Genomic DNA, 25727 nt, shown 5'->3' with positions numbered 1-25727 from the left:
TCAATGATATGAAATGGCTGTACAGGCATCCGCGGCTATATAATTTGTTAGATAGTGTGCTTAACTTTGGCCTCTCCGATTTAGCCAGGGTAGAGTTTGTACGTTCCCTTAAAAAGGTATTACCTCAAGGTAAGGTTCTTGAAGTAGGAATAGGAACTGGCAAGTCTATCCCATTATTTAAAGGTGATGAATTTTTTGGTGTAGATAATTCAATATCTATGCTACTTTTAGCAAAGAAGTATACTAATCCCGTTAGAGATAAATCTCTAAACGGGACTAATAAGCTTTGTGTAGCTTCTGCGTATAAACTACCATTTAAGAACCATGTTTTTGACATTGTTCTATTTATTTATACACTACGCACAATTGAAAAACCGAGGTTAGCATTAGATGAGGCTCTCCGTGTAGGTAGTGAGACTATCGTACTTGAGTTCAAGCCGTTGCCTAAAGTATTTGAATGGTTAGGTAAAAAACTTTTTGGTAGCCATAATATAAATGCAGCAGGAATTTTTCATGGTTTGAATATAGACCACTCAAGTTATATTAATCAATTTGATATTTACAGAATAAAAAAAATGTAAAAACTTGACTTTTTTAATTGTTTATAGTATATATTTTTATGCCAGAAGAGGTATCACCTCAAGTAAGCATTGCTATAGGAAGTAAGTCAGATGAGCCATGGCTTGAAGATTGCAAAAATGTACTTGAGTCTGCTCGTATTTCATACGAAGTAGTAGTGACATCTTGCCACAGGGAGCCAGAGAAGACACGAAAATATGCAAAGGAGCTTAAAAACAGGGGTGTAAAAGTAGTCATTGCAATGTGTGGCTATTCGTGTGCACTCCCCGGCTTTATAGCCTCATATACAGATTTGCCAGTTATAGGAGTGCCACTTCCGACTTCTCCTCTTAAAGGTATAGATTCGTTACTTTCTATAGCTGAGCTTCCAAGTGGAGTCCCAGTAGCTACAATGGGCATAGGCAAATCCGGTGCAAAGAATGCAGCCCTGTTTGCATGTAGGATACTGCAGAAGACAGAAAACAGAGGACAGGAAACATCTTGACCTATGACATCTGACTTCTGAGCTGAACTATGAAGAAATTTGTAATTGAGGGAGGGCGTCCCCTTAAAGGCAAAGTTGCTATCTCTGGCTCTAAAAATGCTTGTCTCCCAATAATGGCTGCTACTTTACTTGCCCCTGGTGAGTATATTATTCATAATGTACCAATTCTTGGAGATATCAGAACAATGATGAAAATACTTGAGGTTATAGGAGCAAAAACAAAACTTAAAGACCACACACTTATAGTAGATACTAAAGTGGTGACTAATCCGGATGCTCCTTATGAACTTGTCTCAACGATGAGAGCGTCATTCCTTGTGACTGGTGCTTTAATTAGTAGGCTTGGTAAAGCTCGTGTTGCAAGACCTGGTGGCTGTGCAATAGGGCCGAGGCCAATTGATGAGCATTTGCGTGGCTTTAGGGCACTTGGGGTGAAGATTGATGAGAAACATGGCTACATCAACGCTAATGTAGAATCGCTGAAAGGGGCAAAAATCTATCTCAATGAGCGCTCAGTTACTGCTACTGAGAACATTTTACTTGCCTCAGTAATGGCTGAGGGCGAAACTTATATTATAAATGCGGCAAGGGAACCACATGTTATGGAGCTAATAAAATTTTTAAACTTAATGGGTGCAAAGATTAGGTATAAAGACGATGTTATTACAGTTGATGGAGTGAGTAAGCTACATTCAACAGAATATCGTGTATCTCCTGATTATAATGAGGCTGGCACATTTATGATTGCAGTTGCAATTACTGGTGGTGATGTCTTCTTGCAAGATGCAAGATGGGAGGACTCAATCTCAGAGATATCAAAATTACAAGAAATAGGGTGTGAAATCAAAAGTGAAACTAACGGTATAAGGGTAAAAAGAAGAGATACACTTAAGCCTTGCGATATAAAAACTGCCCCTTATCCCGGATTCCCAACAGATTTACAGCCACAGATAACTTCGCTTCTCACTATTGCTGATGGTATTTCAATAGTAACAGAAACTATGTATGAGAATAGATTTAATCATATCCCTGAGCTAAAGCGAATGGGAGCTAAAATAGAACTCGATGAAAGGAGTGCCATAATCAATGGGGTATCTAATTTATTTGGTGCAAAAGTGATGGCTTCAGATATAAGGGCGGGTGCTGCACTTGTAATTGCAGGCTTGGCTGGTGAAGGAATTACAGAAGTGTCAAGGGTTTATCATATAGATAGAGGATATGAGAAGTTAGAAACTAAGTTGAGTAGTATTGGTGCAGAGATAAAAAGAGTATAGTTGTGCAAAGTTGACTCCTCTACATAGGAGGCAAAATGGGACGAGTAAGGATAGGCATCTTGACGGTGTTGAGTATCTCTTTACTGGTATTTGCTTTTGGATGTGCTAAGAAAGTTAAAATACCAGTACCTAAGAAGGTAGGGCCACTGGCTCAGATTCTCGTTTATGTAGGTGAAGTTCCTCTTGGGGAGTCAGGCAGGAGTGCTGATGGGACAGAACTCGAGATTGGTGGTAGTGTCGTATTTACTGCACAAGGTAGAGATGCAAATTTTAATCCGATGGAAGTTAATCCAACCTGGACACCTACTAAGCCCGGTATTGTTGAAATAACTCCTCCAGTTGGTTCAAAAGTGACAGTGACCGGGTTAAAGGAAGGAACTATTGATATAGAGGTTGAGGCTGATGGGGTGAAGAAATTAGTTGAGTTTATTACTGTAAGGTGAGTTTAAGCTTGGGTCAACTTTGCACACCTGTAGATAAAATAGTTTTATTATGATTAGTAGAAAACTTACAAAGCAGGTGCAAGTTGGAGGCGTTAAAATTGGTGGTGGTGTCCCAATTTCAATTCAGTCAATGACTAAATCAAAGACAATTAAAGCTATTATTAAAGAGATTAAAGGGCTCGAGTCTATTGGATGTGACCTTGTCCGTATAGCCATTCCAGATTTTGACAGTGCGAGAAAGATTAAAGAGATTAAGTCTGAAACTCGTATTCCAATTATAGCTGATATTCATTATAACTATAGGCTTGCAATTGAGTCAATAAAAGCGGGTGCTGATAAAGTACGAATAAATCCTGGTAATATAGGGGGTAAAGAACGAGTAAAAGAAGTAGTTCGCTGTGCCAAAGATTACGGAGTCCCAATAAGGGTAGGCGTAAATTCAGGCTCTTTGGAGCATGATATACTCCAAAAATATAGCAGACCGACCGCAGGTGCTCTTGTTGAGAGTGTTAAAAAATGGGTGCAGATTATAGAAGACTTTGGCTTTGATTCGCTTGTCCTATCACTTAAATCATCAGATACTTACACAACTGTAGAAGCTTATCGTAAAATATCTAATGAACTGAACTACCCTCTTCATATTGGTGTGACAGCTACATCTCCCGGGATACCGGGTATAGTTCGCTCAGCAGTTGGGATTGGTACTTTACTTTCAGAAGGAATAGGAGACACGATTAGAGTATCAGTTACTGGCTCTTCTATTGATGAAGTAAAATTAGGGAAAGAGATATTGCACTCACTACACCTAAGGGATGAGGAGCCCCAAATCATATCATGCCCTACTTGTGGCAGATGTGAGATTCCGGTTGAGAAGCTTGTTTATAAAGTAAAAAGAGAGCTTCTTAATGGTATAAAGAAACCTTTACAAATTGCGGTTATGGGGTGCATAGTGAATGGACCTGGTGAAGCTATGGATGCAGATTTTGGTGTAACTGGTGGTAATGGAATAGGAATTATATTCAAAAAAGGTAAAATAATTAAAAAAGTGGCTGAAGATAAAATAGTAGCTACATTAATGGATGAGATTAGAAAATGTCTGCCTGTCGGCAGACAGGCCTAAAAGTCAAACCAGCCTGACGGCAGGCAGGAATACCTAAATACCTAAAAAAGATACTGGAGGAGATAATGCAAAGGGTAATGTGTAAATCCAAAGTATGTGGCCTCAGAGTGACTCATAAGTCTATAGAATATGAAGGCTCAATTGAATTACCACCTAAGGTACTTGAAGAGGCAGATATTTTACCAGGTGAGATTGTTCTTGTTGTTAATTTAAATAATGGGGCAAGATTTGACACTTATGTGATAAAAGGTGAACCCGGTAAATGTGGCTTACTTGGTGGAGCAGCAAGACTTGGAGATATAGGAGATAAGTTACTCATCATATCCTACGAGTTTATGGATACAGAAAGTGCAAAGCTGTATAATATAAAAGTTGTAAGAGTGGATGACAAAAATGGCATCAAAAAATAATGAGAGTAGATACATCCTCTAATCAGCAAATCAAAGGCTATTATAGGTACCCAACTATCCATAACGATAAAATAGTATTTGTGGCTGAAGATGACTTATGGTTGGTTGCATTAGGAGGCGGTATAGCCAGGCGTCTAACTTCAAATCTTGGTGAAGTTATGTATCCATTTTTCTCACCTGATGGCAACTGGCTTGCCTTTACAGGACAGGAGGAGGGTCATCCTGAGGTTTATGTGATGCCAGCCGATGGTGGGTTTGCAAAGAGGATGACTTGGCTTGGTAGTTCAACGTTAGTGGTTGGTTGGAGTGGTGAAAGCATTGTGTTTGCCAGCAATGTTGGTCAGCCATTTATACAACTTTTTTATTTATATAAAGTTAATAGGGCAGGTGGTGACCCCGAACTGATTCAGGTTGGTCCTGCTCGCACCATAAGCTTTGGACCCACTGGCTTAGTAATTGGCAGAAATACCGGTGACCTTGCAAGATGGAAAAGATATAGAGGCGGTACTGCTGGTGAAATCTGGATAGATAAAAATAATAGTGGACACTTTTATCCACTTATCAAACTAAAAGGTAACCTCGCTAATCCCATGTGGATAGGTAAGCGAATATACTTTATTTCTGACCATGAAGGTATTGGTAATATTTATTCTTGCCTGACTTCTGGTACCGATTTAAGAAGGCATACCAACCATAAAGAGTTCTATGTACGGAATGCTACTACTGATGACAAGCGTATTGTGTATCATGCGGGAGCCGATATTTATGTTTTTGACACACTTAACGAATCAACCAACTGTGTTGAGATTAAATATCATAGTCCACATATACAGCGTAGTCGTAAATTTGTGGAAGCAGATAAATACCTTGAAGATTATAGTTTATCAGGTGATGGCAGTTCAGTAGCATTAGTAAGTCGTGGCAAATCATTTACCTTCGGTAATTGGGAGGGCCCAGTATTACAGCAGGGTGTCCCTGATGGAGTCCGATATCGGCTAACTCGTTGGTTAAATGACAAAAAGCGTGTAGTACTTGTAAGTGATGAGAGTGGTGAACAGAAGTTGGAGGTACACTGGGTTGATGGAATTAAGCCCAAAAAATCATTTAATGATTTAGATATTGGCATACCATATGAGCTACTCGTATCCCCAAAGAAAGATGAAGTAATTCTGGCAAACCATCGTCATGAACTAATCTGGATAGACATATTGACTGGAAAGTCAAAAGTTATTGAGCAAAGCAAGTACGGTCCAATCAGGGGGTTTGATTGGTCACCCGATGGTAGGTGGGTAGCTTATTCGTTTGCAATAAATCGCCAGATAGAGATAATTAAAATTTGCAAGTTATCAACTTACAAAATATTTGAGGTAACTGAGCCGGTTCGGTATGATATTGCACCAGTATTTGATCCGGATGGCAAATACTTGTACTTCCTATCTAACCGTGTGTTTAATCCAGTTTACGACAATATACATTTCGACTTAAACTTTCCCAAAGGTATGCGTCCGTATCTTGCTACTTTACAAAAAGATTTACCCTCCCCATTTGTGCCGCAGCCAAAAGGATTTGGTGAAGAAGCTGAAAAAGAGGGACCTAAAAAATCAGAGCCAAAGCAAGTCAAAATTGACATAGAAGGTATTTCTGACCGAATAGTACCATTTCCTGTAGATGAAGGAATATATACCGATATCGTAGCAACTAAAGATAAAGTATTTTATGGAGTATATCCAGTTGAGGGTACTCGTGGAATGGAATGGTCCAAAAAAGAGCCGCCAAGCAAGGTTTGTATAAAGGTATACGATATGAAAAAATTAGAAGAAGCAACATTTGTTGATAAAGTAACAAGTTTTAGACTCTCTCGCGATGGCTCAGCCTTAATATGTCGTGTTGGCAATCGCTTACGTGTACTAAAGACAAAAAGAGTCCCAAAAGAAGAGCTTCCAAAAGATGATAAACCAAGCAGGGAGAGTGGTTGGCTTGATTTAGCACGTGTAAAAGTTTCAATTAACCCAATATCTGAATGGCAACAAATGTTTCATGAAGCATGGCGCTTACAGCGCGAATATTTCTGGCAAAAAGACATGTCAGGTGTAAATTGGAAGAAAGTTTTTAATCGTTATTGTCCTTTAGTAAGTCGAGTTGCTTCACGTAGCGAATTTTCAGATTTAATATGGGAAATGCAGGGTGAATTGGGGACATCACATGCTTACGAACTTGGTGGTGATTATAGGCCATCACCCCAATATAAACTTGGCTTTTTAGGTGCAGATTTGGTTTATGACAATAAACATAATGCTTATAGGTTCAAGCATATTCTAAGAGGCGACCCTTGGGATGAAAATAATCCACCTCCATTGAAGCGACCTGGAGTAAATGTAAAAGACGGAGACTTGCTTTTGGCAATTGGTGGTCAAAAAGTAGAAAGAGGTTGTCCACCAAATAAATTATTAGTAAATCAAGTAGATACAGAATTACAACTCACTGTGGCAAATAGTGATGGCAGTTCACCGAGGACTGTTTGTGTTAAGACATTGAAGGATGAGACACCACTTCGTTATCGGGAATGGGTAGAATCGAACAGGAAATATGTACATAAAAAGAGCAATGGTAAGGTCGGCTATCTCCACATCCCTGATATGATGGGAGATGGCTATGCTGAATTTCACCGCTACTTTTTACAAGAACTTGATAGGGAAGGTTTAATTGTGGATGTCCGCTTCACTAGGGGTGGCCATGTTTCACAACTTTTGTTGGAGAAACTTGCCCGTAAAAGACTTGGATATGATTTGACTCGCTGGATGGGTTATGCACCTTATCCGCAAGAGTCTATTTGTGGTCCAGTTGTTGCCTTAACAAATGAATATGCTGCCTCAGATGGCGATATTTTTAGCCATTCATTTAAACTGATGAAACTCGGTAAATTGATTGGTCGTCGCACTTGGGGTGGTGTAATTGGTATTTGGCCACGTAATTGGTTAGTAGATGGAACACTGACTACACAGCCTGAGTTCTCTTTTTGGTTTAAAGATGTAGGATGGGGTGTTGAGAATTATGGTACAGATCCAGATATTAAAGTTGACATAAAACCGCAGGATTATGTAAAAGGGGTAGATACACAATTAGATAGAGCTATCAAGGAAGTTTTACGAGAATTAGAGAAAAATCCACCCCTTAAACCTGATTTCAGGAAAAAGCCAAAACTTACATTACCATAATTGATACAGATGAGTCCTTTTTCAGTTGTCATCCTTGCTGCTGGGATAGGTAAGAGGATGAAAACAAAAATTCCAAAAGTAATGCATCTCCTTTGTGGTAAGCCAATACTTTCGTATGTGATAGAGACTGCAAAAAGTTTAAATCCGTCTAAAATTGTGGTTGTCGTGAGTCCAGGGATAGATAATAAACATTTGCTCGATATTTCGCCTACTCAGTGTGACTCCCCAATTCAGTTCGTCGTCCAGAACCCACCTAAAGGAACGGGAGATGCAGTCCTATGTACACAGCCTGTATTCAATGAATTTGATGGCTCAATCCTCGTACTTTGCGGCGATGTCCCACTACTTACTACATTAACATTAAACAAGCTTATAAAGTTACATCAAGCGAAGGGAGCAGTTGCTACTATTCTTACTGCAGTAGTTCCAGACCCGAGTTCATATGGAAGAATAGTAAGAGAAGGAAACGAAGTTATGCGAATTGTAGAAGAGGCAGATGCTTCTCAAGTTGAAAAAGAAATCAGTGAAGTAAATACAGGTATTTATGTTTTTGAGAAAGCTCCACTGTTTGATGCTCTCCATAAAGTTAAACCATCAAATGCTCAGCGTGAGTTCTATCTCACTGATACCATAGAGATATTGCGTAAGATGGGATTAAAGATTTGTGCATTTAAAGTTGATGATTACCATGAAACTATCGGAATAAATACAAAAGCGGCACTTGCGGAGGTAGAGTCAATTCTTCAATCAAGAGGTTGGCATTATTTGAAACCGCTGATAAACGCTGATGAATACAGATAATCAAATCTGCGTCTATCTGCGGTTAATGCATATTAGAGAATGCAGCATTCTAAAAAAGAAATCAAAGAACTGCGTAAGTATGCGCTTAAGCTTAGTGATATTCCAAAACTAAAAGACAAACTACAGGCTTTAATTCTCCTACTTATAGGCATTTTTTGTATTGTTTACTTAATTTCAACAGGTAGAAGTTTTGTAAAAAGTTGGCTCATAGCAAGTAAAGAGACGATAAGCAAAATACGGGTAGAGGTTTTGAATGGTACCAACAGGGCTGGGCTTGCAAAGCGGACAGCCAATTTCTTACGTTCCAAAGGATTTGATATTATTGGGTATGAGGATGCCAATCGTGAAGTAGAAAGTACAGTAATACTTGATAGAATAAATCCGAGTCTTGAGAGTGCAAGCTTTGTAAGGAGGGCATTGCGGCAAGGTAAAGTTAGCTTTGAACCGCATCCACTACAACTGCTGGAAGTAACCGTAGTGCTTGGAAATGATTTTAAAGAAATTAAAGAAATAAAAAGGGCTTCAAGTCTTCTCTATCCTAAGTGAGTCCAAAGAAGGTAGCACAATCTATAGCTAACACTTTACAAGCTAAGAAAGCAGAAGATATTGTAATTATGAACCTTGCTAAAGTAACAGACATAACCAATTATTTTGTTGTGTGTACAGCGAGTTCAGAGATTCACTCAAAAGCACTTGCAAGGAGTATTGAAGAAAAAATTGGCTCCCCGTGGCATCTTGAAGGTTATTCACACGGGTATTGGATTTTATTAGATTACTTAGATGTAGTAGTCCACATCTTCTTAAGAGAAGCACGTGACTACTATGGACTTGAGCGTATATGGGGGGATGTACCAACAATACGGATAGATACAAATATTAGTTGATATTTTGTGATAGAAGATTACCTATTGGGTTGGATTTCAGATAACTTGTCAATTACTTCTTTCTTTATTTGTGCGAGTCTTTCTTTAGTTTTTGCCTCAAACCTCATGACAAGAACGGGCTGTGTATTTGATGCACGTACAAGAGCCCAGCCATCTGTAAACTTTATCCTTACACCATCTATATCTATAACTGGGTAATGGGATTTAAAATGATCCTTTAGCAAATTTACGAGTTTAAATTTTAATTCATCTTTGGAGTCTACACGAATTTCCGGTGTTGAGTAATAGTATGGGATTTCAGTTATAAGGTCTGATAGAGTTCTTTTTTCATTTGACAGTATTTCAAGCAGTCTCATTGATGCAAATATTGCATCATCGTAACCGTAGTAGTTGTCAGCAAAAAACATATGACCTGACATCTCACCTGCGAGTGGTGATTTTTCTACCTTCATTTTTGCTTTTATAAATGAGTGCCCAGTCTTCCACATAATTGGTAAGCCACCCATAGATTTTATATATTCTACAAGGCCATCAGAACACTTAACTTCAAATATGATTGGGGCACCGTGGTGTTCCTTTAATACATCTTTTGCAAATAGAGCGAGTAATTTATCACCCCATATTATGTTACCAAGCTCATCCACAACCCCTATACGGTCGCCATCACCATCGTAGCCTATGCCAAAATCTGACTGTGTAGTACGTACTCTCTTTATTAAGTCCTCCATATATTCAGGAATTGTAGGGTCAGGTAAATGGGCAGGAAAATTACCATCCGGCTCACAATAAATACATTCTATATCACAGGCAAGTTCACGGAAAATGCGATATGCAACCGGACCACAGGTCCCATTACCTGGGTCAATTACAAGTTTCTTTGTGTGTTTGATTTTTACTTTACTTTTGACTAAATTTATATAATCTAAGACAGGGTTGTGCTTAATTAACTTACCTTTGCCTTTTATAAAATTGCCTTCCTCCATTACGGTTTTGAGTTTTTGTATCTCATTTCCATAAATAGTTTCTTTCCCTTTGAGTATCTTGAATCCATTATATTCCTTAGGATTATGACTCCCTGTTACCATTATGCCACCAGCGTAATTATAATAAAAGGTAGAAAAGTATAAAATAGGAGTCGGTATAACACCGAGGTCAACAACATCTACTCCTGTATCCAGTATTCCACGAATAAGTGATTTAGCTATTCTTGGTGATGATATCCTTACATCCTGTCCAACTCCCACTTTGAGATTTGAGATTTGAGATTTGAGATTTGAGTTTATATATGTTCCGTAAGCTTGACCCAGTCTATATACAACATCATCTGTGAGGTCTACATCTGCAACCCCCCTTATATCATATGCTCTAAATATATTTGGATTTAACACCAATCCTCTCATAATTCATACACCATATTCAATTGTATTATAACAATACAAGTTAGTCAAGCATTATTAAATAAAAGCTGGGCAATGGAATTCATTGCCCAGTCCCAAATTATAGGGGTTTGATTAATCAAACCCCTACTTAATCTTAATCTCAACCTTCTTTGCTATCTTCTCTTTCTTCTTTGGTAGTTTAACTTCAAGAATACCGTCTTTTAGGGTAGCATCTGTCTTACTTGAGTCTATTTCGGTAGGAAAAGTGATACTCCTTGAGAATGAGCCGTAACTTCGCTCGCTCCGATAATAGGTTTCACCTTTCTCCTCAGTACTTTTCTTTATCTCACCTTTTAAACTAATAGAACTCTCATCCACAGATATCTCTAAATCCTCTTTTTTAAGTCCAGGTACTTCAGCTCGTAGTAGAAGGTGGTCTCCCCTATCAATGAGGTCACATGCAGGTGCTATTTCCTCTGCCCACGGTCTCCTCCACCTACCAGGAAAGAAATCTGAGAAAAAGCGCCAAAGTGTCCTGTCCACTATATCTTCAACTCCTCTAAACTCTGTCAATGGATGATACTTCCTGTCCATATTATCACCTCCTGCAAGTTTAGATGCACCCTTTTGAAAAAGGATTCAATGTTTTCCATATCCATGTGCCGGGTGATAGCGAATTTATAACTACTGATTTTGTAGCCTCAAATGTGCGATATACACTATCCTTTTTGTATAGCTTTGACTTGAAATTTGCTAAGCTGTCAATTATATATACACCCATTCTTCCTAATACCGACTTTGAATTTACAAAAGGATTTGATGTAAACGATAGCCTGTAGCCGGCTTCCTTTACAAGGTCAAGAATTGTGGCATTGTACCTACCAAATGGATATGATATAAAATCTACTTTACTGCCTAATTTATCTTCAAGTTCAAGTTTTGAATTTAATATCTCATCTTTTGCTTGATTAAGTCTGATTTTTGTAAGGTCCGGGTGCATCCTTGTATGTGACCCGATTATGAAGCCGTATTTTTTAAGTTCATCTAACTGAGCCAAACTAATGTGACGTCTTCTCCTCCCTATACTTACATCCCATAGATTCTCCCTTCCAATGTAATTAGTGACTACAAAAATTGTAGCCCTAAATCCGTATCTTAGTAGAATAGGTAACGCCTTGTAATAAAAAGATTCATAGCCGTCATCAAAGGTGATTAATATGTTGGAATTGTGGATTGAAGATTTAGAATTTCCGAAGGATCCTGTGGAGATAATTTCATATGGAGTTATAGTAGTATATCCATTTTTGTGTAAGTATCGCATTTGGGACTCAAATTGGTGTGGTGTTACCCAAGTTCCACTAAAGTCGAAGTCAGTTACCTCATGATAAAGTAGGATTGGTAACATAGTTTACCAGTTCATTTGAAATACATACCATTGAGTTGGGTAGGTTTTTATTCCAATTTCTAATCTTTCTGCTATAAGTTGAGTTAAACACTTAATATCCTCTTTAAGATTACCACTTCTTACAAAATCAATTTGAGGTTCTATCACTCCTGTATACCATTTCCTCTTTTTTAAAAAGTAACCTGTAACTATAGGAATTTCGTATCTTAGAGATAATAAAGCAGGTCCTTTTGGAAGTAAATATTCGCTACCCAAGAATTTTACCTTTACTCCTTTTCCTGTTAAGTCCCTATCTCCTAATAAAGTGAGTATTTTATTTTGTTTCAATTTTTCTATCACCCTATTTGTAACATCTCTATCTTCTAATCGGATAACTTCCATACCTGTTTTTCCCCTCAGTCTTGAATATAATTTGAACATTTTTTCACCCGGTCCTTTTGATTCTGCAATAGTAATTGTTGGATAACCGACTGCTGTAAGGAAACAACCTGCGAGGTCCCAAGCTCCAATATGCGCGCTTACAAGGATTACTCCTCTTTTAAGTGATAGAGCTTTGTCAAGATTAGAAGTCCCTTGGGCTTTACCAATTCCTTTTATTTGAGTAATTGACATTGATGGTATAGCAAGAAAGTTCATATAATCGAGTGCAAAATTTACGAATGTCTCTTTTACAAGTAGGGACACGCCATGGCGTGTCCCTATCAATTTATTTGAGCCTACAAGATGTTTAATATTTTGTGTAAGAATTTTTCTCCTTTGTGCAAGTATGACATAAGCTAAATAGCCAAGTGTAATTGCAATTAAGTAGGCTAAAAAATTAGGTAGTATTTTCTTTAGGATAATCCCAATTCTTATGAGATAATATTTCATACAAGCGATGCACCGGGATTTGCCTTAAGTGAGAACTCTGACGTCTTACCTTTGCTGAGATAGTATTGGGCACAAACAGCTATCATCACTCCGTTATCTGTACAAAATTCTCTTTTAGGAAAATATACCTCTATTTCCTTAGCTTCTCCAACCTCCTTTAACTTCTCTCTAAGCCTTGAGTTTGCTGCTACACCACCAGCTACTCCAACTCTTGGTATCTTAAAACTGGTTGCTGCAGCCATCAGTTTATCTACAAGTGAATCAATAGCTGCCTCCTGAAAACTAGCAGCTATATCTGAGAGCTCTGCAGTTTTATATTTTATATTTTGTGCTTTGCATTTCTTTAGGTAATAAAGAACAGCTGTCTTAAGTCCACTAAAGCTAAAATCATACCCAGCAACTTCGGCTCTCGGAAACCTTATTGCTTGACGATTGCCACTGAGAGCAAGTTTTTCAATCACCGGACCACCAGGATAGGTGAAACCGAGCAGTCTTGCAACCTTATCAAATGACTCACCAGCTGCATCATCTAAAGTAGTGCCTATAAGTTTATAATTCCCTTTCCTTTTTACAAGTATAAGTTCTGTATGTGCACCTGATACTATAAGTGCAACAAATGGTGTTTTAATCTCTCTCTCAATAAATAAAGAGAATATGTGACCTTCAATGTGGTTTACCCCATAAAATGGAATCCTAAGTACATAACTAATCGATTTTGCAAACGAAAGCCCAATAAGTAAGGAGCCGATGAGACCGGGTCCGTAAGTTACTCCAATACCATTTAGCTCCGATAGATTTACAGGTTTAAGTGCCTCCTCTACCACAGGGACGATATTTTTAATATGATCTCTTGAGGCAAGTTCGGGTACCACACCTCCATATCTGGAATGAAATAGCTGTGAAAAGACAATATTTGATAGGATTTGCTTACCTCTTATACAAGCAGCAGAGGTATCGTCGCAAGAAGTATCGATACCAATAACTGTTATAATTCCTTCTTTTTTAGGATTACAGTAACAGAATCAACAGATGCTTTTGCGCCATCTGGGACTTCAATCTTTACTTTCAATGTCTCTGGAGGCTCATGGTGTGTAACTATTTCCTCTGTGTGAAGTATAGATATAGGATGAATGTCTGCACTTCCACCTGAAATTTCTATCATTCTTGGAACTATTTCAGCCTCATATATAGGAATCAAATTTGCCTGCTCGCCGAACAAGTTCTTTGGCAGGCGGGGGACAATTTTAACCCACTTCCTAACTTTTTTGTCAATTCGGACAACAAAGCTATTTGGAGTTGGCTCATCTATTACTTCAATTTTAGACCAGTAAGGGAGGCTGACATCTTCCTTTTTAAACTCAATACGACTCCAGCCAAGCTTTGCCTCACTGAAATCCAAAGATATCTTAACACTTTCTCCAAATCTCAATCTTATAAGTTCTTTACCTTTTCCTTTAATTTTTACTTTGACTGATGCTGGTAACGGTTTAGTAAAAACTAGCCCTTCTCTTAAATGAGTGCAAATTACAGGTACTGTAAGTATTTCTTCATATACCCTCTCAGTTATAACATAGAACCAAATAAGTAGGGCAATAAAAAATGATAGAATTTTTATTCCCAAATTCACAGTTACCCACTTCGGCATAGTAATTAAACTTTAATATAAAATTTAAAAATTGCAATAAAAATTATAAGTAAAATATATTTAATTTTGTTATCTGGGGGGTAGGGATTCGAACCCCAATACCAGGATCCAGAGTCCTGTGTCCTGCCAATTGGACGACCCCCCAAACCTTGTAAATATTATATAAAGTCGTACTTGAAAGTCAAGCTTTAAATTCGTTTTCAGGTTGAGGGATGCCTACTTACTTCAAATGGAGGGTCTGTATTTTCACTTACTGATTATTTTACACTTTTTCATTTTCTTTGCTTTGCAGCTCTTTTAAGGGTAGCTTCCAATTTGTAAAGCTCATCACCTGCCTCTTTAAACTTACCTTCGCCAACCAGTTCTTTATAGCGATTGAAGTGCATGAGTGCAGCCCCAATTAAGTCGTGAATACCTACTTCCTCAATACCCACTTCTTCACGCTTTGTTACAGGAGCCCTGTACTCAGTTATCAAATTGTGGATAGCACCTGAAAAGTTATCTGCCCAAACTAATCTATCACCTGATGCCACAATTACTTTCTTAAGCTCTGGCATCCTTGATTCAGTAGCCTGCAAATAAAGTGGCTCCACATAAGGGAATTTGTATGCCAGAAGTGTTCCATAGAATTCACCATCACACCTACCTGCAAGCCAAGCAATAAGGTTGTTTTTACCCACTGGATTAAATGGTATCATTTGTATAAACTCAATCTCCTTATCCAGCTTTACAATAACATAATAAGGAAGCATTGGTTGTGTCCGTTCAATATATACTTCCTGTGCAATACTCCATAAGTCCTCTTTGTTATAGAATACATTTGGGTCTGTCATATGGTAAGTTGCATAAACTCTTGCTTGTAGGGATAGCAAATCTTCTGGATACCTTAAATGCTGTAATAAGTCGGTCGGAAATTCTGCCTTTGGAAAGAAAAGTGACGGGAATATATTTGACCAGGTGCGTATGATTGGGTCTTTTGTATCAAAGACAAAGAATTTAACTCCTCCATTGTAAGCGTCAATTAAAACTTTTACTGAGTTACGTATATAATTTATTGTATCCCCTTGGAAGGCAAATCTTTCTGAATAAGGAAATCTACTTGATATTGTATATGCATCCCATAACCAGAATAGTTTACCCTCTTTTGATATCACAATGTATGGGTCAGCATCATATCGTAAGAATGGTGCTATACGGAGCACCCTATGAGTAATTTGGCGTCTGAACATTATTCTTGACTTAGGTGTTAGATATTTAGCTAATAAAAGTTTTATCCCATCAAATCTAAGTGCAAAAGCAAATTTACGCAAAAAGTTTAATAATGGTATTCCACCATCACCTTCATAGGTACAGTATACATTTTTGTCTCCCTTTGGGTAATCAAATTCCTCAGTAAGTGTATTTGTAAATACAGGTGGATAAGTGAGTTCACCCATAATATATCTCAGGTTGGGTCACCTGTAGTTCTGGTATTTCACTTTTTGGTGGTATATCTTTTATCAATAGGTTAGGGAAGCCTTCCTCTGTAAATTCATTTACTGGATTTAAGCAAACCCCATATCCATGGGTATATTTGAATCGCTCATTAATCCATGTTTTTGATGGTTTTGGTAATTTGGACTGGTCTATCTCACGTGGTGCAAGCATCACCTGTGTATATTTCCCGCCAATCCAGTATCTATCTATATCTACTTTCTCAAACTGGTAGTATAACCTTATCTCTTGCAGTTGGTTATAAGTGCTGAGTAATGCCCTTGGGTCCCATAGCCTAATATTATTAAAAGTAGGAGAATTGCGCCTAATTGTGAGAGGTGTGATAGGCTCAGGCTTAAAATCTTTCTCCTCTACGCTTACAATATTGTAACCTAAGCGAGTGAATGCTATGTTATTCTTAATATATAGGGACTCACGTGCCAGTTCGTTTGGCTTCACCCCAAAATACTGTACAAAATTTGGGTATATCACTATGACAATAAGCCAGGCACCAGCCCAGCTACCAAGTGCAGTTGATACTAATTTTTGTGTTTTGCCTAAAATTAGTAGTAATAGGACTACAAAAGTAATTATTGCAAATATCCTATAAGCCCAGATTTGTGCATGCACATCTGCATAGGAGGCACCAAATACTACACCACGAGTAGAGTAAAGTAAGTTATACTGTGCTAATATAGTTTTACATATAATTACAGCAAGGATGGCTACCCCAATCAATGCACCATGACGGACACCTATATTTATTAATCTATTAGGAATGTAGAAGGCTTCAATTATTATAAGAGTGAGAAAGAATAATCCCAACCCTCATGAGCTAACGAATACCCAGAATGGGAGTGAAAATAAGTAAAAGCTAACATCCTTACCAAATATTGGGTCAACAACCCCGGACAGTATTTTATTAGTATAGAGGAGGGTTGTATGCCATTTGGTACTTGCGATAAGGCCAAAAACGATGCCAATAATAATGGGTAGCCAGGTATGGATGAGTTTACCTCCAGCTATAATTGAGCTAATAGGTTTAAGATTCCAGCGCATGAATCCAAATGCAACTATTCCAAATAAGCCAAATAGGCACCAGGATGTGTAAATCACTTTCCAGTATCTTTGGGTAAATCCAAATTTGTTAAACCATAAAACTTCTGTATATACTCGTAATAGCACAAGTATTATTGTAAGAGTAACAGCCACTAATACAGTGTATAAAATTGGACGCTTCCAGTTAACCTCTATCCATGGTAGATTTGATGCCCGTATAGCTACCTTGATAATAGGTATAAAAGAAGCAATATAGCAAAGAAATATAATGAACCCAAGCATCTCTTTTTCAGTATCCTCACAATTTGGACTTGACAAAAAGTAAATGGTATATACAATTAAAATATGGAGAGGTACGACCTTACGCAGTATCCTGTGGACAAGTTGAGTTTTGAGTTATCAAGACCTGGAAGAAAAGCATACACATTACCTGATTTAGATGTACCGCAGGTAGATATTCCTAAAGAATACCAACGTCAATCTATACCGAGACTGCCAGAACTATCAGAGCCTGAAGTTATGCGTCATTTTACTAACTTATCTACATTAAATTACCATATAGAACGTGGCTTCTATCCACTTGGTTCCTGTACAATGAAATATAACCCAAAAGTAAATGAGTATATTGCAAGACTACCTGGGTTTACAGAGTTGCACCCTTTACAGCCTGAATCTACTGTCCAGGGTAGCCTTGAACTTATTTACGAGCTTGAAAGATTACTTACCGAAATTAGTGGTATGGATAATGTATCACTACAACCTGTAGCTGGCGCGCACTCAGAGCTTGCTTCTTTACTTATCGTACGTAAATATTTTAATAAGAGGGGCGAAAATAGAAACAAAATACTTATACCGGATTCAGCACATGGTACAAATCCTGCATCCTCTGTACTTACAGGATTTGAGCCTATTTCTATAAAGTCAAATGAGTATGGATTAGTTGACCTCAACACTCTATGTAAAGCAATGGGAACAGATGTTGCCTGTCTAATGCTTACTATTCCAAATACACTCGGTCTTTTCGAATCCCAAATAGACGAGATTGCTAAAATTGTGCACGAAAATGGTGGTCTATTATATCTTGATGGTGCCAATCTCAACGCATTTTTAGGAATTACAAAACCATCTGATATGGGGTTTGATATAATGCACTTTAATCTACATAAGACATTTGGAACACCACATGGCACTGGAGGTCCAGGAGGTGGCGGTATAGGAGTGAAGGGCTTCCTTGAACCATTTTTGCCTGTGCCAAGAGTCGAGAAAATCAAAAATGAATATAAGTTATCTTACGACTTTCCTGACTCAATTGGTAGGGTGCACAGCTTTTACGGTAATTTTGGTGTCTGCGTCAAAGCCTACGCTTATATAAAGATGCTTGGTGCAAATGGGTTGAAGGGAGTAGCCGAAAATGCTGTAATAAACGCAAATTATCTAATGACAGTGTTAAAAGAGTACTATGAACTACCGTATCCAGGACCGTGTATGCACGAATTTGTGTTATCAGGAGATAAACAGAAAGCACTTGGAATAAAGACACTTGATATTGCAAAAAGGCTGCTTGACTACGGATTTCATCCACCAACCATATACTTTCCGCTGATAGTGCATGAGGCATTGATGATTGAGCCAACAGAGACAGAAAGTATTGAGACACTGGATAGCTTTATAGATGCAATGATAAAGATTGATAAAGAAGCAAGAGAAAACCCTGATATTTTAAGGAGTGCACCTCATAACACTCCTGTACGCAGGCTGGATGAAGTAAAAGCAGCAAGAGAGTTAGATGTAAAATTTTACAGTTGATTATCATCCTGTCATTCTGAGCGAAGCGAAGAATCTAATGAGCATTCTTAATAGTCTAAAGAGGGCGTTTGCAATTAAGGAAGAAGATACGAAACTTACTTCTGACGAATCGGAATTACTTAAAAAAATTGCTAAAGGTATAGTGGATAAGAGACTTACTGTCCCGGCAATAACATTTCTTGAATCCGTTAAATACTTAAACTTTATTGGGTCTCAAGTACTGCTATTCTTTGAACCAATAGTGCAGAGTATATTGCCTACCCAAGTTTATGGCAGAATACAAAAAGTGTTAGAAAAAAGGGAAAGTGTTGAGTACTTAATTCAGGCAATTGAGAAATTAGAGAAGTAAAGAATGTCTACAGTGGATACAAAATTGTTTGAGGAGTCTGTATCCATTAAGACAATTACAGGCAAAAGTTTTGGTGGTGTTAAACTGATATGGACTGTCTAAGAGCATGGTGATAAAATGGCATGGAACACAGGTAAGATGCCTGTGCCACCAAAATGGCAAAGAGCAAAGATAGAATTTAATTCTTATAAAAGATGGGTTGACATCTGGAGAGAAGACTAAAATGGGACTTAATCAAAGAAAAAGGGGCACAAAAACGAGTGCTTTTGGCTCTCCTGGGAGGGTCAACCATGACTCCACCCCTTTCTATACAAGTAGATTATACGAAGGATTGCCTAAGGAGGAAGCAGTCAAGTATGTAGAAAATTGCATTCCGCCAGAGTTTGTTGAGGATATGCTTGATTTAGGTTTTTTGATGAGGAGCGAACTCATCTGGAGTAAAGCTTCAAGTGGCAGTCCTTCTACTGCTTGGGGGAGCTGGCTTTCTGCTAAGAATCCGACATTGAGGGATATTCACGAATATATATTAGTCTTCTCTAAGGGTATGTTTACAAGAGAAAACATGGGGAGAAAGAGCACTATTTCTAAGGCTGAATTTCTTGAATTTACCAAGAGTGTCTGGACATTTGCTGCGGAGCCGGCAACAAAAATTGGGCATCCTGCCCCTTTTCCATTGGAGTTGCCGTATAGATTGATTCAACTTTATACCTTTGAGGGAGAGATAGTCTTGGACCCGTTTATAGGAAGTGGACAGACTGCAATTGCGGCTATAAGAACAAGTCGCCACTATATAGGATATGAAATCAATGAAGAATATGTGAAGTTAGCAGAAAGGCGGATTAAGGAGTGTTCATCAAATTTTAACACTCTAAAGTTGTTTAAATAAGGTAACCTTATGGAGATAAATACTATATTAGCTACTGACTGTGGTAGTACAACTACAAAAGCAATACTGATAGAAAAGCGTGGTGAAGAATATAGATTAGTTGTAAGAGGTGAAGCTCCTACAACAGTGGAGGCACCATTTGAGGATGTGACTCGTGGTGTCCTTAACTCAATAAGAGAAGTAGAGGAACTTACTGGTAAGAAGATACTTGATGGCGAAACTATTATAAAACCAAGAAAAAATGAACATGAAGGTGTAGACATATATGTCTCTACTTCATCAGCTGGTGGTGGCTTACAGATGACGGTGGCGGGTGTTGTTAAATCAATGACTGCAGAGTCAGCCGCCCGTGCCGCTCTTGGGGCAGGTGCTATTGTGATGGAAACAATAGCATCAAATGATGGTAGACTACCACACCAGCGAATAGAAATATTACGCCAGCTCAGACCTGATATGATACTACTTTCAGGTGGAGTAGATGGCGGCACAGTATCTCATGTAGTAGAGCTTGCTGAACTAATCAGGGCAGCGGAGCCGAAACCAAGGTTTGGTACAGATTATTCGCTACCTGTAGTATATGCTGGAAACAAAGAGGCAAGAGAGATAATAGATAAGACTTTAAAAGATAAGACTGCATTTTCTATAGTTGATAACATAAGACCAGTACTTGAGGTCGAAAATCTTATACCTGCAAGGAATAAGATTCATGAACTCTATATGGAACATGTAATGGCACACGCTCCTGGGTATCCAAAATTAATGAAATGGACTGATGCCCCTATAATGCCGACTCCTGGTGCTGTTGGTTCATTAGTTGAGATGGTTGGGAAGACACAGGGTATAAATGTTATAGGTGTAGATATAGGGGGAGCGACGACAGATGTATTCTCTGTGTTTACAGGTGTATTCAACAGAACAGTATCAGCTAATCTCGGTATGAGTTATTCAATATCAAATGTGTTAGCTGAGACTGGTATAGAAAATATAGCTAGATGGATACCATTTGAGATAGATGAAAAAGACCTAAGGAATCGTATTCGTAACAAAATGATAAGACCTACTACTATACCTTCGACACTTGATGAGTTAAAGATAGAGCAAGCAATAGCAAGGGAAGCTATAAGATTGGCATTTGAGCACCATAAAACGATGGCTGTAGGGTTAAAAGGAGTACAGCAAAGACGGACTATTTCAGACACATTTGCACAAAAGGTAACTGGCGAGTCTCTTATTGATATGCAAGCCCTTAATTTAATAATTGGGTCAGGTGGTGTGTTATCACATGCACCAAGAAGGGTACAGGCGGCACTTATGCTTATAGACTCATACCTACCAGAAGGAATAACGATGCTAACAGTGGATTCTATCTTTATGATGCCTCATCTTGGTGTATTAGCGACAGTACATAATAAAGCGGCGATGGAGGTGTTTGATAAGGACTGCCTTGTTAGACTTGGAACTTGTATAGCACCTGTAGGAATAGGGAAAGAAGGTAAGCTGTGTGTGACTATTAAGGTAAAGGGTGCAGAAATAAAGGTAAATTTTGGCGATGTCGCCATTATACCACTTAAAGGAAAAGAAGAGGCTGAGATTACACCTGAGAGAGAATTTGATATTGGTGAAGGTAAAGGCAAGAAAGTGAATAGAGAAATTGAAGGCGGTGAAGTAGGGATTATTATAGATGCAAGAGGTAGACCATTTAAACTGCCAGAGGATAAGAAGGAACGGATTAATAAACTCAATAAGTGGTTTACAGCTCTTAAGGTATATTAATTTTGTATAGTGAAAATCATAGAAATTGAGACTCAAATAAGAGATTTTGCGAAGCAGAGAAAGATATTATGAAGTGCCTTTATTGCAGGGGTAAGATGGAGTTTAAAAGTGCAAGTATTGAGATATGTGTGGATAGTGAGACATATGTAGTGAGGAGTATACCTGCTTATGTCTGTGAAAGATGCGGCGAGAAGGTGATGAGCCAAGAAGTTACTTCACGGGTTTACGAGCTTATCAATAGAAAAGAGGCAGAGACTCATATTCAGGTTCCTGTATTCGAATATATTTAAAATAATTTGGATATAAAAATAAAAACTAATTAAAAATTTAACATGGCGCATGCATACACTCCGGGTCTTAAGATTACACCGAGGGCTCGTATTCGTAAAGAAAGAAGGCTACCAATAAAAGGGCAGGTAGTGGCATGGGTAGCAGGTAAAGTGAGTGCAGACACAATTGTAGCACGGACACAGCTACCTGGAGATGTTGAGCCACTTAATGTTGGTGGCCTGTTGGGAGTACTACCTGAGGATGTTGATCATTACCTTATAAAACATCCGGGTGATACATTAAAAAAGGGTGAAATAATAGCACAAACAAAGGGAGTATTTGGGTTGCTGAAGACTACTGTAACTTCACCTATAGATGGGACTCTTGAAAGTGTATCCAAAATTACAGGTCAAGCAATATTAAGGCATCCACCCACTCTTGTAGAAATAAACGCCTATATAGATGGGATTGTGACAGAAGTCTTTCCAAATGAAGGGGTAGCAGTTGAGACCACAGGAGCGTTTGTTCAGGGTATATTTGGGATAGGAGGCGAGACTCATGGAATACTTGCAAAAGTGGCAGAAAAGCCGACAACAGTTTTGACAAAAGATGATATATCTGAAGACCTTAAAGGTAAAGTAATTATAGGGGGCTCACTTGTGACACACGAAGTATTACAAAAGGCAGTTGAATGTGGCTGTAAAGGGATTGTAGTTGGTGGTATAGCTGATAAAGATATAAAAGACTTCTTAGGCTACGAGATTGGAGTTGCTATAACCGGGACAGAGCAAAAGGGGATAACAGTTATTGTTACTGAAGGCTTCGGTCCAATGAATATGGCACAGAGGACTTTTGACCTCTTGTGTGCACACGAAGGAAAGAAAGTCTCAATAAATGGCGCTACCCAGATAAGGGCGGGTGTGTTGAGACCGGAAGTAATCATACCGCTTGATGAAGAGGTACACGAAATTAGAGAAGAAGCAGTAACTCAATCCCGACAAAGTCGGGACTCAAAGGGAGTTGAAGTAGGTTCAAAAGTGAGAATTATTCGAGAGCCCAACTTTGGTCAAATTGGTAAGGTGACTGCTTTACCATCAGAACTTCAGCTTATAGAGACAGGTGCTAAAGTTAGGGTCGTTGAAGTAGAACTTGACGATGGCAATCGTATAACTCTACCACGTGCAAATATTGAGATGATTGAGGAATAGGAGATGGTCGAACAGATTGAATGTAGTAGCAATACGCCACTACAAAATTTTCAAATATGGTGAATGAAGAGTTATAAAGAAACGCCCAAAAAGTCTCCTTTACTTGATTTTCAACATTTTATGTGTCTGAGAAGAACTTCCACCATTAAGTACAGAGAAATATATACCTGGTGGACTCTCTATTCCATCAGAATTTTGTCCATCCCAGCGAATGTTATGTAATCCATTAGTTTCAAAATTATCGCTTAATATCCTTATCAGCTTTCCTGTGACATCATAAATCACAAGTGTCACATTTTGGTCACAAGGTAGCTGGTAACTGATTGTTGTATACCTGTTGAATGGGTTAGGTAAGTTTCCATATAGAATGGTTCTGCTGTGAGTATGAGAGATATCTGTAATCCCCTGGCTTGATACGACGATAGTATCGCCACGATGCATGATACTACTTTCACTCGTTGGTACATGATAACAACGTGCCTCGTCTCCAAAGTGTATGCCAACTAAATACTCAGCATTAGGATAAGTAGTGAGTACCTCTGATAGCATTGAATTGGGGTCAATTGGACTACACCTGCATGCACAGAAGGCGAGATTAACCTTGTTGTTCTGTGCAAAGTTATAAGGATATTCGTACCTAACTCCATAATCACCAGGATGATATATACAGCATCCGCCCACTGTGATAAAATAATTGTTACTTGGATGTGCGTCGTATCTGTAACTCTCTACATGGACTTCATCAACATCTATACTAACATAATTACTCTCCGATGGCTGAACCAATATTAGCTGCTCTTGCGGTACCTGACCGGTAAGATGCTGCATCACATCGTTTCCAGCAACCACTTTAGCACCTGTATTGTTAGCTACTTGTATAACATTATTAGCATCAAAATGGTCGAAATGGGAATGGGTAACAAAAATAATATCAGCTTCTGTAGCTTCACCGGGGTCATCCCTCCCTGAAAAAACGCATCTATGAACAGCACTTTTTCACCTGAAGTAATTCTCACACCCTCATTTGAAATGAACATTGCTGTGCAATCAGCAGAGATTTTCACACACAGTAATACTAAAACACAGTCCCAACCAGTAGCTGTGGTATTCTCATCCTCGTGGTACTCACTCTTTTATACCTGTTCGTCTTTATTCACCTCCTTTTTACTAAACTTTGGGGCGTTCCTTTCATTTCTAAAAATGGTAAAACTATCTTCCTATCGCATGGATACGCAATTTTGCATTTTACCTTTTCTATTCACTAATCCTTGTATCCTGTATACTCCTCTACATTAAGATGCTTCACTGAGCCTGTCCTGAGCAATAGCGAAGGGTTCAGCATGACACCTTAAGGTATCACCTCATCACAATCATTTTCTTAGTCACACTATTGTTATCTACTGTAAGCTGGCAAAAATATACACCTGACTCAACACTACTTGAGGTCGCACCTCTTGCATCCCAATGCCCTCTATAAGAACCGGCATTTGCTAATCCGTCAACTAAGGTACATACAAGCCTACCAGAAGCATCGTATATCTTAACACTGATGAAAGATGGCTCTTTGATACTATAACTTATATTAAAATCTCTACAAGATACAGTAGGGGCTATACTTAATTCGCATATTGGAACATCAATCTCAATATCTTCAATCCCTACACCAGGAGTATATTCCTCATTAGTATTAAGAAATTCTTGTCCAGTAAAGCCTCCAATAACATATATCTTCACGATTGCTGCTGTTTTACCAGTAGTCACTGCAGCAACTGCTGGCTGGTATCTTGCAGTTGGCATAGCTGCTCTTGTCGCCCAACTATCAGCTACTGGGTCATACTCTTCATTTATGGCAAGAGCATTAGTACCATCAGTTCCCCCAATAATGTATACCTTACCACCTGCTTCGGCTCCCCCAATTGCGAGTCGTGCAGTTGGCATAGGCGCCATCACTGTCCAAAGGTCGGATGCAGGGTCATATTCCTCATTAGCAGTACCCGGACCTGCCACTCCCCCTCCAATAGCATATATCATATCATTCACTGCCACTGCTACATGCCCACTCCTTGCAGCCAGCATAGGCTCCCTTACTGTCCAGCCATCAGTTGCAGGGTCGTATTCCTCGTTTGTAGCAAAGCTGTTAGTACCATCCCATCCTCCGATAACATATATCTTGCCACCCACTGCTGCTACTCCCATTGAACGGCGTGCAGTTGGTAGAGGCTCTTTTGTCGTCCAGCTATCAGTTGACGGGTCGTATTCCTCGTTTGTAGCAAGAACATTAGGTGCCCCGTACACCCATCCTCCTATTGCGTATATTTTGGAACCCACTTCTGCTACCCCTAAGAAAAGACGTGCAGTCGTCATATTGGCTTTTGTTGCCCAGCTGTTAGTTGA

Annotated in this window: 26 protein-coding genes, 1 tRNA gene and 2 pseudogenes; 17 read left to right on the top strand and 12 right to left on the bottom strand. The window is 38.7% G+C overall.

From position 1 onward, the window contains the following. The first annotated feature begins 8 nt into the window (after positions 1-8). The 10 genes from QMD71_06100 (at position 9) to rsfS (ending at position 9210) form a co-directional block, all read left to right on the top strand. Positions 9-581 (top strand): methyltransferase domain-containing protein, encoded by a 573-nt coding sequence (locus QMD71_06100; protein ID MDI6840398.1) that lies wholly within the window; start codon positions 9-11, stop codon positions 579-581. A 38-nt stretch (positions 582-619) separates the two neighbouring features. Further along, positions 620-1063 (top strand): 5-(carboxyamino)imidazole ribonucleotide mutase, encoded by a 444-nt coding sequence (locus tag QMD71_06095; protein MDI6840397.1) that lies wholly within the window; start codon positions 620-622, stop codon positions 1061-1063. Positions 1064-1092: 29 nt separating this feature from the next. Further along, positions 1093-2337 carry a UDP-N-acetylglucosamine 1-carboxyvinyltransferase gene (gene murA, locus QMD71_06090; protein MDI6840396.1) on the top strand — a complete coding sequence of 415 codons (1245 nt, stop codon included), beginning with the start codon at positions 1093-1095 and terminating at the stop codon, positions 2335-2337. A 35-nt stretch (positions 2338-2372) separates the two neighbouring features. After that, positions 2373-2780 carry a hypothetical protein gene (locus QMD71_06085; GenBank protein ID MDI6840395.1) on the top strand — a complete coding sequence of 136 codons (408 nt, stop codon included), beginning with the start codon at positions 2373-2375 and terminating at the stop codon, positions 2778-2780. A gap of 49 nt (positions 2781-2829) precedes the next feature. After that, the gene (gene ispG, locus QMD71_06080; protein MDI6840394.1) at positions 2830-3900 is read left to right on the top strand and encodes a flavodoxin-dependent (E)-4-hydroxy-3-methylbut-2-enyl-diphosphate synthase; all 1071 of its coding nucleotides are present in this window, start codon (positions 2830-2832) and stop codon (positions 3898-3900) included. A gap of 65 nt (positions 3901-3965) precedes the next feature. Beyond that, complete coding sequence (locus QMD71_06075; GenBank protein MDI6840393.1) at positions 3966-4310, top strand: aspartate 1-decarboxylase; 345 nt, start codon at positions 3966-3968, stop codon at positions 4308-4310. Next, the gene (locus QMD71_06070; protein ID MDI6840392.1) at positions 4310-7525 is read left to right on the top strand and encodes a PDZ domain-containing protein; all 3216 of its coding nucleotides are present in this window, start codon (positions 4310-4312) and stop codon (positions 7523-7525) included. The genes QMD71_06075 and QMD71_06070 overlap by 1 nt, the downstream gene beginning before the upstream one ends. Before the next feature lie 9 nt (positions 7526-7534). Then, the gene (locus QMD71_06065) at positions 7535-8326 is read left to right on the top strand and encodes a sugar phosphate nucleotidyltransferase (protein MDI6840391.1); all 792 of its coding nucleotides are present in this window, start codon (positions 7535-7537) and stop codon (positions 8324-8326) included. A 39-nt stretch (positions 8327-8365) separates the two neighbouring features. Then, the gene (locus QMD71_06060) at positions 8366-8872 is read left to right on the top strand and encodes a LytR C-terminal domain-containing protein (GenBank protein MDI6840390.1); all 507 of its coding nucleotides are present in this window, start codon (positions 8366-8368) and stop codon (positions 8870-8872) included. Further along, entirely contained in the window at positions 8869-9210 is a 342-nt protein-coding gene (gene rsfS / locus QMD71_06055; protein MDI6840389.1) for a ribosome silencing factor, read from the top strand. The genes QMD71_06060 and rsfS overlap by 4 nt, the downstream gene beginning before the upstream one ends. A 17-nt stretch (positions 9211-9227) precedes the next feature. On the opposite strand, the gene QMD71_06050 is transcribed toward rsfS, so the two are convergent. From QMD71_06050 to QMD71_06010, 9 genes and pseudogenes are all read right to left on the bottom strand, one after another. Further along, entirely contained in the window at positions 9228-10610 is a 1383-nt protein-coding gene (locus QMD71_06050; protein MDI6840388.1) for a phosphomannomutase/phosphoglucomutase, read from the bottom strand. 123 nt (positions 10611-10733) lie between these two features. Next, positions 10734-11183 (bottom strand): Hsp20/alpha crystallin family protein, encoded by a 450-nt coding sequence (locus QMD71_06045; protein MDI6840387.1) that lies wholly within the window; start codon positions 11181-11183, stop codon positions 10734-10736. A gap of 19 nt (positions 11184-11202) precedes the next feature. Next, positions 11203-11994 carry a polysaccharide deacetylase family protein gene (locus QMD71_06040; protein MDI6840386.1) on the bottom strand — a complete coding sequence of 264 codons (792 nt, stop codon included), beginning with the start codon at positions 11992-11994 and terminating at the stop codon, positions 11203-11205. A 3-nt stretch (positions 11995-11997) separates the two neighbouring features. Beyond that, positions 11998-12864 (bottom strand): hypothetical protein, encoded by an 867-nt coding sequence (locus QMD71_06035; protein MDI6840385.1) that lies wholly within the window; start codon positions 12862-12864, stop codon positions 11998-12000. After that, on the bottom strand, positions 12861-13838 hold the full coding sequence (tsaD, locus tag QMD71_06030; protein ID MDI6840384.1) for a tRNA (adenosine(37)-N6)-threonylcarbamoyltransferase complex transferase subunit TsaD: 978 nt from the start codon (positions 13836-13838) through the stop codon (positions 12861-12863). The genes QMD71_06035 and tsaD overlap by 4 nt, the downstream gene beginning before the upstream one ends. An 11-nt stretch (positions 13839-13849) precedes the next feature. Next, positions 13850-14509: a hypothetical protein gene (locus QMD71_06025; protein ID MDI6840383.1), complete on the bottom strand. Its 660-nt coding sequence runs from the start codon at positions 14507-14509 to the stop codon at positions 13850-13852. Positions 14510-14582: 73 nt separating this feature from the next. Further along, positions 14583-14654, bottom strand: a tRNA-Gln gene (locus QMD71_06020). A 127-nt stretch (positions 14655-14781) separates the two neighbouring features. Further along, complete coding sequence (locus tag QMD71_06015; GenBank protein MDI6840382.1) at positions 14782-15945, bottom strand: UPF0182 family protein; 1164 nt, start codon at positions 15943-15945, stop codon at positions 14782-14784. Then, a pseudogene (locus QMD71_06010) lies at positions 15938-17323 on the bottom strand (UPF0182 family protein). Before QMD71_06010 ends, QMD71_06015 begins: the two are co-directional and overlap by 8 nt. Before the next feature lie 63 nt (positions 17324-17386). Between QMD71_06010 and gcvPB the strand changes: the two are divergent. The 7 genes from gcvPB (at position 17387) to QMD71_05975 (ending at position 23333) form a co-directional block, all read left to right on the top strand. Then, positions 17387-18847 carry an aminomethyl-transferring glycine dehydrogenase subunit GcvPB gene (gene gcvPB, locus QMD71_06005; GenBank protein MDI6840381.1) on the top strand — a complete coding sequence of 487 codons (1461 nt, stop codon included), beginning with the start codon at positions 17387-17389 and terminating at the stop codon, positions 18845-18847. 37 nt (positions 18848-18884) lie between these two features. Continuing rightward, on the top strand, positions 18885-19196 hold the full coding sequence (locus QMD71_06000) for a hypothetical protein (protein MDI6840380.1): 312 nt from the start codon (positions 18885-18887) through the stop codon (positions 19194-19196). Between the two features lie 3 nt (positions 19197-19199). Next, a complete protein-coding gene (locus tag QMD71_05995) occupies positions 19200-19298 on the top strand; it encodes a ThaI family type II restriction endonuclease (protein MDI6840379.1) in 99 nt (32 codons plus the stop codon). 121 nt (positions 19299-19419) lie between these two features. After that, entirely contained in the window at positions 19420-20082 is a 663-nt protein-coding gene (locus QMD71_05990; protein MDI6840378.1) for a site-specific DNA-methyltransferase, read from the top strand. A gap of 9 nt (positions 20083-20091) precedes the next feature. After that, positions 20092-21855 (top strand): glutamate mutase L, encoded by a 1764-nt coding sequence (locus tag QMD71_05985; GenBank protein MDI6840377.1) that lies wholly within the window; start codon positions 20092-20094, stop codon positions 21853-21855. A 68-nt stretch (positions 21856-21923) separates the two neighbouring features. Next, entirely contained in the window at positions 21924-22145 is a 222-nt protein-coding gene (locus QMD71_05980) for a YgiT-type zinc finger protein (GenBank protein ID MDI6840376.1), read from the top strand. A 42-nt stretch (positions 22146-22187) separates the two neighbouring features. Next, complete coding sequence (locus QMD71_05975; GenBank protein MDI6840375.1) at positions 22188-23333, top strand: hypothetical protein; 1146 nt, start codon at positions 22188-22190, stop codon at positions 23331-23333. Between the two features lie 99 nt (positions 23334-23432). On the opposite strand, the gene QMD71_05970 is transcribed toward QMD71_05975, so the two are convergent. From QMD71_05970 to QMD71_05960, 3 genes and pseudogenes are all read right to left on the bottom strand, one after another. Continuing rightward, entirely contained in the window at positions 23433-23774 is a 342-nt protein-coding gene (locus QMD71_05970) for a T9SS type A sorting domain-containing protein (protein ID MDI6840374.1), read from the bottom strand. 210 nt (positions 23775-23984) lie between these two features. Continuing rightward, a pseudogene (locus tag QMD71_05965) lies at positions 23985-24269 on the bottom strand (MBL fold metallo-hydrolase). 420 nt (positions 24270-24689) lie between these two features. After that, a partial coding sequence (locus tag QMD71_05960) for a T9SS type A sorting domain-containing protein (GenBank protein ID MDI6840373.1) occupies positions 24690-25727 on the bottom strand: 1038 nt, incomplete at its 5' end.

The organism is bacterium (assembly GCA_030018315.1).
GTDB lineage: Bacteria > Hydrothermota > UBA3073 > JACQXS01 > JAGMCI01 > JASEGA01.
The sequence above is the reverse complement of the archived record's forward strand: the minus strand, read 5'-3'. Positions and strand labels throughout refer to the sequence as shown.

Coding starts and splice junctions, on each gene's coding strand:
- QMD71_06100 (MDI6840398.1), top strand. CDS start 9: ATGAAATGGCTGTACAGGCATCCGCGGCTATATAATTTGTTAGATAGT.
- QMD71_06095 (MDI6840397.1), top strand. CDS start 620: ATGCCAGAAGAGGTATCACCTCAAGTAAGCATTGCTATAGGAAGTAAG.
- murA (MDI6840396.1), top strand. CDS start 1,093: ATGAAGAAATTTGTAATTGAGGGAGGGCGTCCCCTTAAAGGCAAAGTT.
- QMD71_06085 (MDI6840395.1), top strand. CDS start 2,373: ATGGGACGAGTAAGGATAGGCATCTTGACGGTGTTGAGTATCTCTTTA.
- ispG (MDI6840394.1), top strand. CDS start 2,830: ATGATTAGTAGAAAACTTACAAAGCAGGTGCAAGTTGGAGGCGTTAAA.
- QMD71_06075 (MDI6840393.1), top strand. CDS start 3,966: ATGCAAAGGGTAATGTGTAAATCCAAAGTATGTGGCCTCAGAGTGACT.
- QMD71_06070 (MDI6840392.1), top strand. CDS start 4,310: ATGAGAGTAGATACATCCTCTAATCAGCAAATCAAAGGCTATTATAGG.
- QMD71_06065 (MDI6840391.1), top strand. CDS start 7,535: ATGAGTCCTTTTTCAGTTGTCATCCTTGCTGCTGGGATAGGTAAGAGG.
- QMD71_06060 (MDI6840390.1), top strand. CDS start 8,366: ATGCAGCATTCTAAAAAAGAAATCAAAGAACTGCGTAAGTATGCGCTT.
- QMD71_06050 (MDI6840388.1), bottom strand. CDS start 10,610: ATGAGAGGATTGGTGTTAAATCCAAATATATTTAGAGCATATGATATA.
- QMD71_06045 (MDI6840387.1), bottom strand. CDS start 11,183: ATGGACAGGAAGTATCATCCATTGACAGAGTTTAGAGGAGTTGAAGAT.
- QMD71_06040 (MDI6840386.1), bottom strand. CDS start 11,994: ATGTTACCAATCCTACTTTATCATGAGGTAACTGACTTCGACTTTAGT.
- QMD71_06035 (MDI6840385.1), bottom strand. CDS start 12,864: ATGAAATATTATCTCATAAGAATTGGGATTATCCTAAAGAAAATACTA.
- QMD71_06025 (MDI6840383.1), bottom strand. CDS start 14,509: ATGCCGAAGTGGGTAACTGTGAATTTGGGAATAAAAATTCTATCATTT.
- QMD71_06015 (MDI6840382.1), bottom strand. CDS start 15,945: ATGGGTGAACTCACTTATCCACCTGTATTTACAAATACACTTACTGAG.
- gcvPB (MDI6840381.1), top strand. CDS start 17,387: ATGGAGAGGTACGACCTTACGCAGTATCCTGTGGACAAGTTGAGTTTT.
- QMD71_06000 (MDI6840380.1), top strand. CDS start 18,885: ATGAGCATTCTTAATAGTCTAAAGAGGGCGTTTGCAATTAAGGAAGAA.
- QMD71_05995 (MDI6840379.1), top strand. CDS start 19,200: ATGTCTACAGTGGATACAAAATTGTTTGAGGAGTCTGTATCCATTAAG.
- QMD71_05990 (MDI6840378.1), top strand. CDS start 19,420: ATGGGACTTAATCAAAGAAAAAGGGGCACAAAAACGAGTGCTTTTGGC.
- QMD71_05985 (MDI6840377.1), top strand. CDS start 20,092: ATGGAGATAAATACTATATTAGCTACTGACTGTGGTAGTACAACTACA.
- QMD71_05980 (MDI6840376.1), top strand. CDS start 21,924: ATGAAGTGCCTTTATTGCAGGGGTAAGATGGAGTTTAAAAGTGCAAGT.
- QMD71_05975 (MDI6840375.1), top strand. CDS start 22,188: ATGGCGCATGCATACACTCCGGGTCTTAAGATTACACCGAGGGCTCGT.
- QMD71_05970 (MDI6840374.1), bottom strand. CDS start 23,774: ATGCATCGTGGCGATACTATCGTCGTATCAAGCCAGGGGATTACAGAT.